Source organism: Enterobacter soli ATCC BAA-2102 (genome assembly GCF_001654845.1).
GTDB classification, from domain to species: Bacteria; Pseudomonadota; Gammaproteobacteria; order Enterobacterales; family Enterobacteriaceae; genus Enterobacter; species Enterobacter soli.
Genome location: NZ_LXES01000051.1, coordinates 270,585 through 285,962 on the forward strand (window position 1 = coordinate 270,585; position 15,378 = coordinate 285,962).

Sequence of the window (15,378 nt, forward strand, 5' to 3'; positions counted from 1 at the left end):
GGCCTGATGCCCTCACCCCAGCCCTCTCCCACAGGGAGAGGGAGAAAGGTCATTACAGCGCCAGTAGGCGCTCAACGGACGGCGCGAAGTAGTAGCCGCCGGTTACCGGTTTGGTGAAACGCAGCATCGCATCGCGCTTGCCGTCGGTATCGCCAAACATGCTCAGCAGTTGCTGTTCGATATTGTACAGACGTGCGCAGTACGCGCAGAAGTACAGGCCATGCGTGCCGCTTGCCGTGCCATACGGCAGGCTCTGGCGAACAATCTTCAGGCCTTTGCCGTCTTCTTTCAGATCAACACGGGTCAGGTGAGACGTAACCGGACGGTCGTCGCCGTCGATCTCTTCGTTGGCTTCTTTGGTACGACCGATCATCATCTCCTGGTCGTGCACGCTCATGCGATTAAGCTGCTTGAGGTTGTGCTCCCAGCGCTGCACGAACACATAGCTGCCGCCTGCGTCCACACCGTCTTTGATGACCGCCACTTCACGGCGCGTCTCTTCACCCGCCGGGTTTTCAGTACCGTCGACAAAGCCGCTCAGATCGCGCTCTTCTACCCAGCGGAAACCGTGCACTTCTTCCTGCACGTCGATGCTGTCGCCAAACGCTGCTACCGCCGCCTGCGCAACAGAGAAGTTCACGTCGTGACGTAAAGAGAGAATATGAATCAGTACATCGTACTGGGTCGCTGGCGCAAGACCTTTACCGTAAGGGATAAAGTCTTTCAGCTCTTCTGCCCCTTCGCCGCCGCTCAGCTGACGCCAGACGTTATTACCGAAGGCAACAACCGCGCCCAGGTGGGCGTCAGGGAATTTGGCCTGGAAGGAAGCCAGTTTATCAACGAATACTTTGCTGGCCGCACGCAGGGCATCCACGTCCCCTTTTACATTGGCTTCAATCCAAATCGCCGCGCGGCAATGTTCTGGCAAAATGCCACTCTGAACCTGAGACATCGCTCCTCCTGAAATAAAGATGCCACGACAACGTGGCATTCATGGCGGCTATTATACCTGGATTTCAGCGAGGCGGTTTGTTCAGACGCAAATTACTGCTTCCAGATAATTTTGCTCACTTTCCAGTTTTTCAGCGTATCGTCAGACGGCATTAACCCTTCCGGGCCGCTCCAGGTGCCGGTAAAGAGGTAACTGATGTGCGCGCTGCCTTCTGCTTTACACTCCACCGCCACGCTGTCGTCGGATGGCACGCTGGTGCAGTTGCCGAAGGCCTGTTTGTAGAGCTCGCTAAATGGCGTACCGACTTTCACACCGCTTGCCGCCGGGATATCTTCGTCCAGTACCGCAACGCGGTTTACCGTGCCTTTATCACCGTTAATCACCAGCGCCAGCTTGTCACCTTTCAGCGCTTCGAAATAGTGCACGATGGTGCCATTTTCCGTTTTCATGCCGCTACGCAGGCGATAGTCACTGCTCAGCGCAGACTGAATAGCGTCCTGATCCAGCGCCGTCGACGCGGTGATTTTGCCCACGCCCTGCTCGGTCACTTCTGTTGAAGAACCAAACCAGTTCCACGGATACGCGGCCGACCAGTTAATTGAGGAGAGCGTTGAGCAGCCGGTTAATGCCAGCGGGAGAGCGCATAAAAGTAAACGCAGCGATTTCATTGAAACGTCCTTACTTGTTAAATCAACGCTTGTTGGAGTGCAGCATCGGCAAAAAGTGCCGCTTAATCTTTCTCGGGCGTAAAACAGGCGCGAAGACGGGGGTTAGTTAGCAGCCACATCAGCGCCACGATATCCGCCACCAGCAACCCAATCCCCAGCCCGGTGAGCGGCTCGCCATAGAGCCAGAGTACGGGCTGCCAGCACAGCAGCGCAATTTGCGCCACAATCAGCAGCCAACGAAGCGCCTGCCAGAGCCGCGGGATAAGATGGCGTCGCCCGCTGCACAGAAACGCCACCACCGCCGGTACGCCAGGCAACAATCCCAGCCAGAAGGCATCGTGATCGGGGTAAAAAAGCGTCAGCAGCGTATCGCCCTGCCCGCGTGATGCCGCGGCCATAACAAACAACACCCAGGTGCGGGCCTGCAACAGCAAAACACACCAGAACAAAAACGGCAGCCTGACACGCCCTTGCGCATCATAGTCTGCCGGATGGATCTCAGTACTCTTCATCTTCGATCAGGCGCTTACCTAAACTCAACACATCAGAATGCTCATAACCCAGGCGCTCATACATGCCCAGCACCACGTCGTTATCTTCCCGCACCATGATCTGAATTTTCGGGCAGCCGCGGGCAATCAATTTCTTTTCCAGACGATTGAGCAGCGCATTGGCGATGCCGCGACCACGGTATTCCGGATGCACACCCAGATAATAAGCAGAGCCGCGATGACCATCGTAACCGCCCATCACCGTACCAACCACTTCGCCGTTCACTTCGGCAACCAGGAACAGACTGACGTCGTGGTTCACCTTACGTTCAATGTCCATTTCCGGGTCATTCCACGGACGCAACAGATCGCAGCGCTCCCAAAGGGTGACCACCTCTTCGAAATCTTCCTGGCGAAAAACGCGTATCTCCATGGTATTAACCGCCTTTTCAGGTTTAAAAACAGTGATTATGGCGCGAACGCCGCCAATAGCCAATAACCGGCGAAAATCCCACTAAAATTTGGCATAATGTCACTCTGTCACGTATTGAAATGAAAAGTAAAACAATTCTCAACAAGGACTGTCGTAACGTGAAACGCGATACGATATAACACCAGGACCCCAATTTTTTACAATTCAGGCCGCATGAGCACATTCAAACCATTAAAAGCACTCACATCGCGTCGTCAGGTTCTCAAAGCGGGGCTGGCGGCCTTAACATTAACGGGCATCGCTTCACAGGCGCAGGCAAAAGAAGAGACCGCGCTGAAAACCAGTAACGGACACAGTAAGCCAAAAGCTAAAAAAGCGGGCGGGAAGCGCATTGTCATGCTCGACCCGGGCCACGGTGGTATTGATACCGGCGCCATCGGTAAAAATGGCTCTAAAGAAAAACATGTCGTACTGGCGATTGCAAAAAACGTGCGCTCGATTTTACGCAGCAACGGCATTGACGCCCGTCTGACGCGCTCTGGTGACACCTTTATCCCGCTCTACGATCGCGTAGAGATTGCCCATCAGCACGGCGCGGATCTGTTTATGTCGATTCACGCTGACGGTTTTACTAATCCCTCTGCGGCCGGAGCATCGGTGTTTGCGCTCTCTAACCGTGGGGCCAGTAGCGCCATGGCGAAATACCTCTCAGACCGCGAAAACCGCGCGGATGAAGTCGCCGGGAAAAAAGCCACTGACAAAGACCATCTGCTGCAACAGGTGCTGTTCGATTTAGTCCAGACCGACACCATTAAAAACAGCCTTACGCTCGGGTCGCACATTCTGAAAAAGATTAAGCCCGTCCACCGTTTGCACAGTAAAGGCACCGAGCAGGCGGCATTTGTGGTGCTGAAATCACCGTCAATTCCGTCGGTGCTGGTCGAAACGTCCTTTATTACTAACCCGGACGAAGAGCGTCTGCTTGGCACCACGGCGTTTCGCCAGAAAATCGCCAACGCGATCGCCTCCGGGATCATTAGTTATTTCAACTGGTTCGATAACCAGAAAGCGCACTCCAGGAAACGTTAATGAAACCCAATGCTGAGCGGGTAAAAGAATTTCTGCTGCACTTGCAGGATGAGATTTGCCAGAAACTGGCTGCCGTTGACGGCGCTGAATTCCAGGAAGATAACTGGCAGCGAGAAGCCGGTGGCGGCGGGCGCAGCCGTGTGCTGCGTAACGGCAGCATCTTTGAACAGGCGGGCGTCAATTTTTCTCATGTTCACGGTGATGCCATGCCCGCTTCCGCCACGGCACATCGTCCTGAACTGGCTGGCCGTAGCTTTGAAGCGATGGGCGTTTCTCTGGTGGTGCATCCGCTTAACCCGTTTGTCCCGACCAGCCACGCTAACGTGCGCTTTTTCATTGCCGAAAAACCCGGTGCCGACCCGGTGTGGTGGTTTGGCGGCGGTTTCGACTTAACGCCATTCTACGGTTTTGAAGAGGACGCCGTGCACTGGCACACCACCGCACGCGACCTGTGCCTGCCGTTTGGTGAAGATGTTTACCCGAAATACAAAAAGTGGTGCGATGACTACTTCTACATCAAGCATCGCGACGAGCAACGAGGTATTGGCGGGTTGTTCTTTGACGATCTGAACACGCCTGATTTTGACACCGCGTTCCGCTTTATGCAGGCCGTCGGCCAGGGTTATACCGATGCCTATCTGCCGATTGTTGAACGCCGTCAAAACACCGACTACGGCGTGCGGGAACGCGAGTTCCAGCTCTATCGTCGCGGGCGCTATGTGGAATTCAACCTGGTGTGGGATCGCGGTACGCTGTTTGGCCTGCAAACGGGTGGACGCACGGAGTCGATTTTAATGTCGATGCCGCCGCTGGTGCGCTGGGAGTACAGTTTCGAGCCAAAAGAAGGCAGCCCGGAGGCCGCCTTAAAAGAGTTTATTCAGGTTCGGGACTGGTTGTAACCCTTCCCCCTCACCCCGGCTCTCTCCCCAAAAGGGCGAGGGTGAAAAGACGGCTCGGAGCAGTCCCCTCTCCCCTCAGGGGAGAGGGTTAGGGTGAGGGGTGGGGTTAATTACAGAGGCTGCGTCTGGGCCTCAACCACCGCCAGCGCCACCATGTTCACAATACGACGCACGGATGCAATCGGTGTTAACACATGCACCGGTTTCGCCACGCCCATCAGTACCGGCCCCACGGTCACCCCTTCAGAGCTGGACACACGCAGCAGGTTGTAGCTGATTCGCGCCGCTTCCACGTTTGGCATAATCAGCACGTTAGCCGAGCCTTTCAGCGGGCTGTCCGGCATCCGCTCGTTACGAATACTCTCCACCAGAGCCGCATCACCATGCATCTCGCCGTCAATCATCAACTCCGGCGCACGCTCGCGCACCAGCTCCAGTGTCTGACGCATTTTGCACGCCGCCGGGGATTTAGATGAACCGAAGTTGGAGTGAGACAGAAGCGCCACTTTTGGCTCAATGCCGAAGCGGCGTACGGTTTCAGCCGCCATCACGGTGATCTCCGCCAACTGTTCCGGGGTTGGATCGTCGTTGACGTAGGTATCGGCAATAAAGGTGTTACCGCTTGGCAGCAGCAGTGCGTTCATTGCCCCGGCGGTGTGTACCCCTTCACGATAACCGAAGATCTCCTGCACGACGCTGAAATGCTCGTGGTAATCACCGATCGTGCCGCAGATAAGCGCGTCAGCCTCACCGCGATGCACCATGATGGCTCCGATCACCGTAGTATTGCTGATAACCGCCCGTTGCGCCTGCTCCTGGGTGATGCCGCGGCGCTTCATGATGGCATAGTACTCGTTCCAGTACTCTTTAAAGCGCGGATCGGATTCGTTGTTTACGATTTCAAAATCCGCACCCGGCTTGATTTGCAGGCCCAGTTTCTGAATACGCATTTCGATAACGCTCGGGCGACCAATCAGGATTGGCTTCGCCAGCCCCAGTGAGATCAGCTCCTGCGTGGCGTGCAGCACGCGCGCCTCTTCCCCTTCGGCCAGCACCACGCGTTTTGCATCCGCACGAGCCTGAGAAAAGATAGGTTTCATGAACAGGTTAGTTTTGTAGACAAACTCAGTGAGCTTATCGACGTAAGCATCGAAATCCTTAATCGGACGCGTTGCCACACCGGAATCCATCGCCGCTTTCGCCACGGCAGGTGCGATTTTAACAATCAGGCGCGGGTCGAACGGTTTTGGAATGATGTAATCCGGGCCAAAGCTCAGATCCTGGTCGCCGTAAGCCGAAGCTACCACTTCGCTCTGCTCAGCATGAGCCAGCTCAGCAATGGCGTGAACGGCCGCCAGTTTCATCTCTTCGTTAATCGCCGTTGCGCCCACATCCAGTGCGCCACGGAAGATGAACGGGAAGCACAGCACGTTGTTCACCTGGTTCGGGTAGTCAGAACGCCCGGTACAGATAATGGCATCTTCACGCACCGCTTTTGCCAGCGGCGGCAGAATTTCCGGTTCCGGGTTAGCCAGGGCCAGGATCATTGGCGCGCGCGCCATCTTCTGCACCATCTCCTGGGTCAGCACTTTCGGGCCAGAACAGCCAAGGAAGATATCCGCACCGTCAATCACATCATCCAGGGTGCGCTTGCCGTCGTCCTCCACCGCGTAGGCCGCTTTGGTTTCGGCCATGTTTGGTTCACGATCTTTGTAGATCACACCTTTGGAATCACAGACCACAATGTTGTGCTTCTGCATTCCAAGCGCCACCAGCAGGTTCATACAGGCAATGGCAGCGGCGCCCGCACCGGACACCACCATGCGCACGTCAGAAAGATTTTTTTCTACCACCCGCAGGCCGTTCAGAATGGCTGCGGTGCTGATAATCGCCGTACCGTGCTGGTCGTCGTGGAACACGGGAATGTTCATACGTTCACGCAGTTTCTGCTCAATGTAGAAACATTCCGGCGCTTTGATGTCTTCCAGGTTGATACCGCCAAACGTTGGCTCAAGTGCCGCCACCACGTTGATAAATTTATCGGGATCGAGCTCATCGACTTCGATATCGAATACGTCGATACCGGCAAATTTCTTGAACAGCACCCCTTTCCCTTCCATGACCGGCTTACCGGCCAGCGCGCCGATGTTACCTAAACCCAGCACCGCCGTGCCGTTAGAAATAACCGCGACCAGGTTACCGCGCGCAGTGTATTTGTAGGCCGCCAGCGGATCTTTTTCGATTTCAAGGCATGGCGCGGCAACGCCTGGCGAATAGGCCAGCGCCAGATCGCGCTGGGTTGCCAGCGGCTTGGTAGGGGAAACCTGGATTTTGCCCGGAACAGGAAACTCATGAAAATCGAGGGCACTCTGTTTTAACTGATCGTCCATCTTATCGTTCCTTTCACGTATCGTTCATAAAGGGTGGCGTAATAACTCTCCTGATGCTCACCCAGGAATGCCGGCTAGTATCGCCAATGCAGGCGCGACAAACTTTGAAGGCTGCCAAACTCTCACCATCAGAAAGCAAAAATTGTTATCAATTTATAACAATCATGTTACCCGTCGCAGAAAGCAATGCCTCCCTCGTCTGCTATGCTTTTTTGTTAAGTACCTCTCGTATTTCGCAGAAGTGTGAACTAACGCACTCATCTAACTCTTTTATTCCAAAGGAGTAATTTCAATGAACCAATTAGACGGCATCAAACAATTCACCACCGTCGTCGCCGACAGTGGTGATATTGAATCTATTCGCCACTATCAGCCCGAAGATGCGACCACCAACCCTTCTCTGCTGCTGAAAGCCGCCGGACTTGCGCATTACAGCCACCTGATCGATGACGCCATCGCCTACGGCAAGCAGCGCGGTAAAACCCAGGAGCAGCATGTTGCCGAAGCCAGCGACAAGCTGGCGGTGAACTTTGGCGTGGAGATCCTGAAAAGCGTCCCGGGTCGGGTTTCAACCGAGGTGGACGCCCGCCTCTCTTTTGACCAGCAAAAAAGCATCGCCAAGGCCCGCAGGCTGGTTGAGTTGTATCAGGAGCAAGGTATCGATAAATCACGCATCCTGATTAAGCTGGCCTCCACCTGGGAAGGTATTCGCGCGGCGGAAGTGCTGGAAAAAGAGGGGATCAACTGCAATCTGACCCTGCTCTTTTCCTTTGCTCAGGCGCGTGCCTGCGCTGAGGCCGGCGTATTTCTGGTCTCGCCGTTTGTCGGGCGCATCTACGACTGGTATCAGTCCAGACAGCCGATGGATCCGTACATCGTTGATGAAGACCCCGGCGTCAAGTCCGTGCGTAATATCTACGACTATTTCAAACAACACCGCTACGAAACCATTGTCATGGGCGCCAGTTTCCGCCGCACCGAGCAGATCCTCGCGCTGGCAGGCTGCGATCGTCTGACCATTTCACCCGCTCTGCTGAAAGAACTTCAGGAAAAAGAAGAACCCGTCGTCCGTAAGCTGATACCGACGTCAACCCTGTTACCGAAACCAAAAGCAATGACGGAAGCGGAGTTCCGCTGGGAGCACAATCAGGACGCAATGGCCGTCGACAAGCTGGCGGAAGGCATCCGTCTGTTCGCCGTTGACCAGCGCAAACTTGAAGATCTGCTCGCCGCCAAACTTTAACCTTGCCATGGAGTGAATTATGTCCCGTAAAGAGCTCGCCAATGCCATTCGCGCCCTCAGCATGGATGCCGTGCAAAAAGCCAATTCCGGCCACCCTGGCGCCCCCATGGGCATGGCAGATATTGCCGAAGTGTTGTGGAATGACTTTCTGAAACACAACCCCAATGACCCCACCTGGGCCGACAGAGACCGCTTTATTCTCTCCAACGGCCATGCGTCGATGCTGCTCTACAGCCTGCTGCATTTAACCGGCTACAATCTGCCACTCGAGGAGTTGAAAAACTTCCGCCAGCTGCACTCGAAAACGCCAGGCCACCCGGAGCTCGGCTATACGCCAGGCGTGGAAACCACCACCGGCCCGCTCGGCCAGGGGTTAGCAAATGCCGTAGGGATGGCGATTGCAGAACGCACGCTGGGTGCGCAGTTCAATCAGCCAGGGCATGACATTGTCGATCACTACACCTATGTGTTTATGGGCGACGGCTGTCTGATGGAGGGCATCTCGCATGAAGCCTGTTCGCTGGCGGGCACGCTGGGTCTTGGCAAGCTGATCGGCTTTTACGATCACAACGGCATTTCTATCGACGGCGAAACCGAAGGCTGGTTTACCGACGACACGGCAAAACGCTTCGAGGCATACCACTGGCATGTGGTGCATGAAATTGACGGCCACGATCCTGAGGCGGTGAAAAAAGCGATCCTCGAAGCCCAGAGCGTGAAGGATAAACCGTCGCTGATTATCTGCCGCACGGTCATTGGTTTCGGCTCCCCGAATAAAGCCGGGAAAGAAGAGGCGCACGGTGCCGCGCTGGGTGAAGAGGAAGTGGCGCTGACCCGGAAAAAACTGGGCTGGAAATACCCGGCATTCGAAATCCCAAAAGAGATCTACCACGCCTGGGATGCCCGTGAGGCAGGCGAAAAAGCGCAACACGCCTGGAACGACAAATTTGCCGCCTATAAGCAGGCGCACCCGGACCTGGCCCAGGAGTTTACCCGCCGCATGAGTGGCGGATTGCCGGACGACTGGGAAGCCAAAACCCAGGCATTGATCGAAAATCTGCAATCCAACCCGGCAAAAATTGCCACCCGTAAAGCATCACAAAATACCCTCAACGCCATTGGCCCCATTCTGCCGGAACTGCTGGGCGGCTCTGCGGATCTGGCGCCCAGCAACCTGACAATCTGGTCGGGCTCGAAATCGCTGAAAGAAGACATTTCCGGGAATTACATTCACTACGGCGTGCGTGAGTTCGGGATGACCGCGATTGCCAACGGCATCGCCCATCACGGTGGGTTTGTGCCCTACACCGCCACCTTCCTGATGTTTGTGGAGTATGCCCGCAACGCGGCGCGTATGGCAGCGTTGATGAAGGCGCGGCAGATCATGGTCTACACCCATGATTCCATCGGGCTTGGCGAAGATGGGCCAACGCACCAGGCGGTTGAACAGTTGGCAAGCTTGCGCCTGACGCCAAACTTCAGCACCTGGCGTCCGTGCGATCAGGTTGAAGCAGCGGTGGGCTGGAAGCTGGCCGTGGAGCGCCACAACGGGCCAACGGCGCTGATTTTGTCGCGGCAGAATCTGGCGCAAATTGAGCGCACGCCGGAGCAGGTGAAAAACATCGCGCGCGGCGGCTATATCCTGAAAGACAGTGGCGGCAAGCCTGATGTTATTCTGATTGCGACAGGATCAGAGATTGAAATCACGGTTAAAGCCGCAGAGAAACTGACCGCCGAAGGACATGCGGTGCGCGTGGTTTCTCTGCCCTCAACGGATATTTTTGATGCCCAGGATGAGGCATACCGCGAATCGGTTCTGCCATCGAATGTGGCCGCCCGCGTGGCCGTCGAAGCGGGGATCGCTGACTACTGGTACAAATATGTCGGGCTGAAAGGGGCAATAGTCGGGATGCACGGCTACGGCGAATCGGCCCCGGCCGACAAACTGTTCCCGTATTTCGGCTTTACCGTTGAGAACGTGGTGGAGAAAGCGTTGAGCATTATTTAATGCACAAGCTTTGTAAGCCGGGTAGGCGTCGCCGCCACCCGGCTTTTTTACACCACTCTTACCCCTGCCGGCATCACCCGCTCCGGTGTTAACAATACGCTCTCGCTGGCGTCATCGGTTTCTGCGCACAGCAACATGCACTCGGACGTTTCGCCGCGCATTTTGGCTTTCGCCAGGTTGCACAGCACAACAACCGTTTTTCCCATCAGCTCTTCTTCGCGGTAATACGGCACCAGGCTGGTAACGGTTTGCAGCGTTTTACCGCCCACCTCAATCTGCGCAATGTAGAGTTTATCGGCGTTGGCATGGCGTTTAACGTCAACAATGGTCCCGACGCGGATCTCAAGCTTTGCAAAATCATCGTATGCTACCGTTTCCATATTTTCTCCTTGGTAAAATTTTACTAAATACTAGCACGGTATTTACGATCAACAACAGGTGGGATATTTACTAAAAACGGATGCATGTGCGAACGCATCCTTTACAATGGGCACATCACGTGGGGAATAAGGACAAATATGGCAACGCTCAAAGATATTGCAACAGAAGCGGGTGTCTCGCTGGCGACGGTATCCCGGGTATTAAACGACGACCCAACGCTCAATGTAAAAGAAGAGACAAAACACCGTATTCTGGAGATTGCCGAAAAGCTGGAATACAAAAGCAGCACCTCCCGCAAGATGCAGTCAGGTGCCGTGGGGCAACAGCACATTTTGGCGCTTTACAGCTATCTGCAAGAGCTGGAAATCAACGATCCTTACTACCTTGCTATTCGCCACGGCATCGAAACTCAGTGTGAAAAGCTCGGCGTTGAGCTGACCAATTGCTACGCCAATGCCACGCTGCCAGAGACGAAAAAACTCACCGGCGTGCTGATTGTCGGTAAACCCACCCCCGCCGTGCGCCGCGCCGCCACCGCGCTGAGTGACAACGTCTGCTTTATTGATTTTCACGAACCGGGCAGCGAGTACGATGCGGTTGATATCGATCTTTCGCGCATCAGCAAGCAAATCGTCGACTTCTTTATTCAGCAAGGCGTTGACCGTATCGGGTTTATTGGCGGTGAAGATGAACCCGGTAAAGCCGATATCCGTGAAGCGGCATTCGTGGAATACGGGCGTCTGAAAGGCGTGGTCTCTGAAGACGATATCTGGCGCGGCGGTTTTTCCAGTTCTTCCGGCTATGAGCTGGCGAAAAAAATGCTCTCACAGAAAAGTTGGCCTTCTGCGCTGTTTGTAGCGTCTGACTCCATTGCCATTGGGGTTTTGCGTGCCATTCATGAAAAAGGGCTGGCTATCCCGCAGGATATCTCGCTCATTAGCGTGAACGATATCCCGACTGCCCGCTTCACCTTCCCGCCGCTTTCCACCGTGCGTATTCATTCCGAAATGATGGGCAGCCAGGGCGTAAACCTGCTGCTGGAAAAATCCCGCGATGGCCGCGCCCTGCCGCTTCAGGTCTTTGTTCCGAGCGTGCTCAAACTGCGCGGCACCACACGCTAATTCCCTCGTTTTTCGTCCTGCCCCACACGCTGCCGGGTTCGCCCGGCAGCGATTTATTTCGTGATCGAGTTAAAGCAAATAGGTTTTACTGATTTTATTTAGTAAAATTTTTACTAAAATACTCAGCAATGATGTTTTACCCCACAGGGAGATAACATGAATCGCTGGGAAAATATTCAACTCACGCATGAGAACCGGCTTGCCCCGCGTGCGTACTTCTTTTCGTATGACGATGTTGCGCAGGCGCGCACCTTTGCCCGTGAAGCCAGCAGCCACTTTTTGTCCTTAAGCGGCCAGTGGAATTTTCGCTTTTTCACCAACCCGTTGCTGGTACCTGAAAACTTTACCTCTGAATATATGGCCAACTGGGGCGCGATAACTGTGCCAGCCATGTGGCAGATGGAAGGCCACGGTAATCTTCAATATACCGATGAAGGTTTCCCCTTCCCGGTTGATGTGCCCTGGGTGCCCACCGATAACCCGACCGGCGCGTATCAGCGCTTTTTCACCCTGTCTGACGGCTGGCAGGACAAACAGACCCTGATTAAATTTGACGGCGTAGAAACCTATTTCGAGGTTTACGTTAATGGCCGTTATATCGGCTTTAGCAAAGGTAGCCGGCTGACCGCCGAGTTCGACATCAGCGATGCGGTGGTGACCGGGCAAAACCTGCTGTGCGTGCGCGTCATGCAGTGGGCTGACTCAACCTACATTGAAGATCAGGATATGTGGTGGACGGCGGGCATTTTCCGCGACGTCTATCTGGTCGGCAAAAATCCGGCACACGTGCAGGACTTCACGGTCAAAACGACGTTTGATGAAGACTACCAGGATGCAACCCTCTCCTGCCAGCTTGCGCTGGAAAACCTCGCCATGCAGCCGGTTAATGTGACGCTGGAATATACCCTCTATGACGGTGATGTGGTCTTGCATCAGGGCTCAACCCGCAGCCTTACGCTCACCCGCACAGAGGAAACCGGGTTTAGCATCGCGGTTAAGCAGCCGCATCAGTGGTCAGCGGAATCACCCTACCTGTATCACCTGGTGATCACGCTGAAAGATGAGCAGGGGCAAACGCTGGAAGTGATCCCTCAGCGCATCGGTTTTCGTGATATCGCCGTGCGAAATGGCCTGTTTTACGTCAACAACCACTACCTGAAGCTGCACGGCGTCAACCGCCACGACAACGATCATCAGAAAGGCCGCGCCGTGGGGATGGATCGCGTCGAGCGCGATATCGTCCTGATGAAGCAGCACAACATCAACTCGGTGCGAACCGCCCACTACCCGAACGATCCTCGCTTCTATGAGCTGTGCGATATCTACGGCCTGTTCGTCATGGCAGAAACGGATGTTGAATCCCACGGTTTTGCCAACGTAGGTGATTTGAGCCGCATCACTGACGATCCGGTATGGGAGCATGTTTACGTCGAGCGCATCGTGCGCCACATTCACGCCCAGAAAAACCATCCGTCCATCATCATCTGGTCGCTCGGCAACGAGTCCGGCTATGGCTGTAATATCCGCGCGATGGCGCGTGCAGCGAAAGCGCTGGACGATACCCGCCTGCTTCATTACGAGGAAGATCGCGATGCCGAAGTGGTGGATATTATTTCCACCATGTACACCCGCGTGCCGCTGATGAATCTGTTTGGCGAATACCCGCACCCGAAACCCCGCATCATCTGCGAATACGCACATGCAATGGGTAACGGTCCTGGCGGGTTAACCGAATACCAGAACGTGTTCGATCGCCACGATTGTATTCAGGGGCACTATGTCTGGGAGTGGTGCGACCACGGTATTCAGACAACCGATGCCAGCGGCAGGACGTTCTACGCCTACGGTGGCGACTTTGGCGATTACCCGAACAACTACAATTTCTGCCTCGACGGGCTTATCTATTCAGATCAAACCCCGGGGCCGGGCCTGCGCGAGTACAAACAAGTTATCGCGCCGGTGAAACTGGCCTGGCACAACAGCGCGCTGCGGGTTGAAAACAAACTGTGGTTCACCACCCTGGATGACTACAGCCTGCATCTCGAGGTGCGCGCAGAGGGGGAAACGCTGCACAGCCAGCAGTTGAGCCTGGCCGGGATTACCCCGAACAGCACGCACACCCTTGCCGTCGCGTTGCCGGAGCTGGATGAACGGGAAGCTTTTCTCACCGCTCACGTTCGCAAGAACAGCCGCACGCTGTACAGCGAGGCCGGGCATGAAATCGCTACCTACCAGTTCCCGCTAAAAGCGCGTACCGCCAGCGCAACGCCATTTATCGATCGCAACGCCACCCCGCTGAAGCTTGAAGAGGATCGTCTGAGCTGCACGGTTACCGGCCATAACTTCCGCGTGAGCTTCTCAAAACTGACCGGAAAGCTCAGCGCCTGGCAGGTGAACGGGGAAGAAAAACTGACCCGCGATCCGAAGATTAATTTCTTCAAGCCGATGATTGATAACCACAAACAAGAGTTCGAAGGACTGTGGCAGCCCAATCATCTGCACATCTTACAGGAGCATCTTCGCGGCTTTGAGACAGAAGCCTGCGACAGCGAAGTGGTGATCACCACCCGCACGCTAATTGCACCGCCGGTATTCGATTTTGGGATGCGCTGCACCTATCGCTGGCGGGTGGCGGCTGACGGGCAGATCAACGTCGAGCTGAGCGGCGAGCGTTACGGCGACTACCCGCACATTATTCCTTGCATCGGCGTCACCCTCGGTATCAACGGAGCGTTCGACCAGGTGACCTACTATGGCCGCGGGCCGGGCGAAAACTACCCGGACAGCCAGCAGGCCAGCACCATCGATCTGTGGCACACCACGGTGGATGAGATGTTTGAAAATTATCCCCTCCCGCAGAACAACGGCAACCGCCAGCAGGTGCGCTGGGCATCCCTGGCGAACCGTCAGGGCAGCGGAGTGCTGGTCGTTCCCGAGCAGCCTATTCACTTCAGCGCGTGGCACTACACCCCGGAGAACATTCACGCGGCGCAGCACTGCAATGAACTGCAACGCAGCGATGACATCACCCTGAATCTTGACCACCAGCTGTTGGGGTTAGGTTCAAATTCCTGGGGCAGCGAAGTGCTGGACTCCTGGCGCGTCTGGTTCAGGCCGTTTAGCTACGGATTTACCCTGCTGCCGCTGGAGGGCGGGCAAAGCGCGTCACGCATACTGGCGCAGCATCAGTTTGGCGCAGGTTTCTTTTCGACGAATTCGCACAGCGAGGCAGACCAATGATCGTTCTCGATAGCCTGGAACAGTTTCAGCAGCTTTATCGCGCAGGCCGCAAATGGCAACGCTGCGTGGAAGCCATTAATAACATCGACAACATCCCGGCAGGCGTTGCCCACTCGATTGGGGATTCGCTGGCCTACCGTGTGACCCGCGATACCACCACGGACGCATTGTTCGTGAGGCATCGTCGCTATTTCGAGGTGCATTACTACCTGCAAGGGAGACAAAAGATTGAGTATGCCCCCCGGCAGGAACTCCAGCCCGTTGAATGTTATCGCGACGACACTGACCGCGAGTACCTGAAAGGTGTCGGCAAGACCCAACAGGTGCACGAAGGACAACTCGTCATCTGTGAAAACCATGAAGCCTACCGCTTCATCAGTGAAGAGCCGGTAAAAAAAGTCGTCCTCAATGTGACCATTGAAGACGGTTACTTCCATAACAAATAAAAAACACGAGCGGTGCC

13 protein-coding genes are annotated in these 15,378 nt (G+C 55.2%); 7 read left to right on the forward strand and 6 right to left on the reverse strand.

Annotated features, from left to right (window positions below; genetic code table 11):
• Positions 1-52 precede the first annotated feature (52 nt).
• The 4 genes from M987_RS21980 to M987_RS21995 all read right to left on the reverse strand — a co-directional run bounded on the left by M987_RS21980 (position 53) and on the right by M987_RS21995 (position 2,544).
• The gene (locus tag M987_RS21980; RefSeq protein ID WP_014071255.1) at positions 53-952 is read right to left on the reverse strand and encodes a Dyp-type peroxidase; all 900 of its coding nucleotides are present in this window, start codon (positions 950-952) and stop codon (positions 53-55) included.
• A 92-nt stretch (positions 953-1,044) separates the two neighbouring features.
• Positions 1,045-1,620: an RpoE-regulated lipoprotein gene (locus M987_RS21985; protein WP_014071256.1), complete on the reverse strand. Its 576-nt coding sequence runs from the start codon at positions 1,618-1,620 to the stop codon at positions 1,045-1,047.
• A 62-nt stretch (positions 1,621-1,682) separates the two neighbouring features.
• Positions 1,683-2,132, reverse strand: a complete 450-nt coding sequence (locus M987_RS21990) for a DUF2919 domain-containing protein (protein ID WP_014071257.1) — start codon at positions 2,130-2,132, stop codon at positions 1,683-1,685.
• The gene (locus M987_RS21995; RefSeq protein ID WP_014071258.1) at positions 2,119-2,544 is read right to left on the reverse strand and encodes a GNAT family acetyltransferase; all 426 of its coding nucleotides are present in this window, start codon (positions 2,542-2,544) and stop codon (positions 2,119-2,121) included. Before M987_RS21995 ends, M987_RS21990 begins: the two co-directional genes overlap by 14 nt.
• A gap of 213 nt (positions 2,545-2,757) precedes the next feature.
• Between M987_RS21995 and amiA the strand changes: the two genes are divergently transcribed.
• Both amiA and hemF read left to right on the forward strand, forming a co-directional pair.
• Complete coding sequence (amiA, locus tag M987_RS22000; protein ID WP_014071259.1) at positions 2,758-3,633, forward strand: N-acetylmuramoyl-L-alanine amidase AmiA; 876 nt, start codon at positions 2,758-2,760, stop codon at positions 3,631-3,633.
• A complete protein-coding gene (hemF, locus tag M987_RS22005; protein ID WP_014071260.1) occupies positions 3,633-4,532 on the forward strand; it encodes an oxygen-dependent coproporphyrinogen oxidase in 900 nt (299 codons plus the stop codon). The genes amiA and hemF overlap by 1 nt, the downstream gene beginning before the upstream one ends.
• Positions 4,533-4,642: 110 nt before the next feature.
• On the opposite strand, the gene maeB is transcribed toward hemF, so the two are convergent.
• Positions 4,643-6,922, reverse strand: coding sequence for an NADP-dependent oxaloacetate-decarboxylating malate dehydrogenase (gene maeB / locus M987_RS22010; RefSeq protein WP_014071261.1), 2,280 nt, complete (start codon positions 6,920-6,922; stop codon positions 4,643-4,645).
• 292 nt (positions 6,923-7,214) lie between these two features.
• Here maeB and tal point away from each other — a divergent pair, with 292 nt between their 5' ends.
• On the forward strand, positions 7,215-8,165 hold the full coding sequence (gene tal / locus M987_RS22015) for a transaldolase (RefSeq protein ID WP_014071262.1): 951 nt from the start codon (positions 7,215-7,217) through the stop codon (positions 8,163-8,165).
• A 19-nt stretch (positions 8,166-8,184) separates the two neighbouring features.
• Positions 8,185-10,173 carry a transketolase gene (tkt, locus tag M987_RS22020; protein WP_014071263.1) on the forward strand — a complete coding sequence of 663 codons (1,989 nt, stop codon included), beginning with the start codon at positions 8,185-8,187 and terminating at the stop codon, positions 10,171-10,173.
• Between the two features lie 47 nt (positions 10,174-10,220).
• Here tkt and M987_RS22025 read toward each other — a convergent pair whose 3' ends face one another.
• Positions 10,221-10,553 (reverse strand): tRNA-binding protein, encoded by a 333-nt coding sequence (locus M987_RS22025; RefSeq protein ID WP_014071264.1) that lies wholly within the window; start codon positions 10,551-10,553, stop codon positions 10,221-10,223.
• Between the two features lie 138 nt (positions 10,554-10,691).
• On the opposite strand from M987_RS22025, the gene ebgR reads away from it, so the two are divergent.
• The 3 genes from ebgR to M987_RS22040 all read left to right on the forward strand — a co-directional run bounded on the left by ebgR (position 10,692) and on the right by M987_RS22040 (position 15,361).
• Complete coding sequence (gene ebgR / locus M987_RS22030) at positions 10,692-11,675, forward strand: transcriptional regulator EbgR (RefSeq protein ID WP_014071265.1); 984 nt, start codon at positions 10,692-10,694, stop codon at positions 11,673-11,675.
• 156 nt (positions 11,676-11,831) lie between these two features.
• Entirely contained in the window at positions 11,832-14,915 is a 3,084-nt protein-coding gene (gene ebgA, locus M987_RS22035) for a beta-galactosidase subunit alpha (protein WP_014071266.1), read from the forward strand.
• The gene (locus M987_RS22040; protein ID WP_014071267.1) at positions 14,912-15,361 is read left to right on the forward strand and encodes a beta-galactosidase subunit beta; all 450 of its coding nucleotides are present in this window, start codon (positions 14,912-14,914) and stop codon (positions 15,359-15,361) included. Before ebgA ends, M987_RS22040 begins: the two co-directional genes overlap by 4 nt.
• Positions 15,362-15,378: the final 17 nt, after the last annotated feature.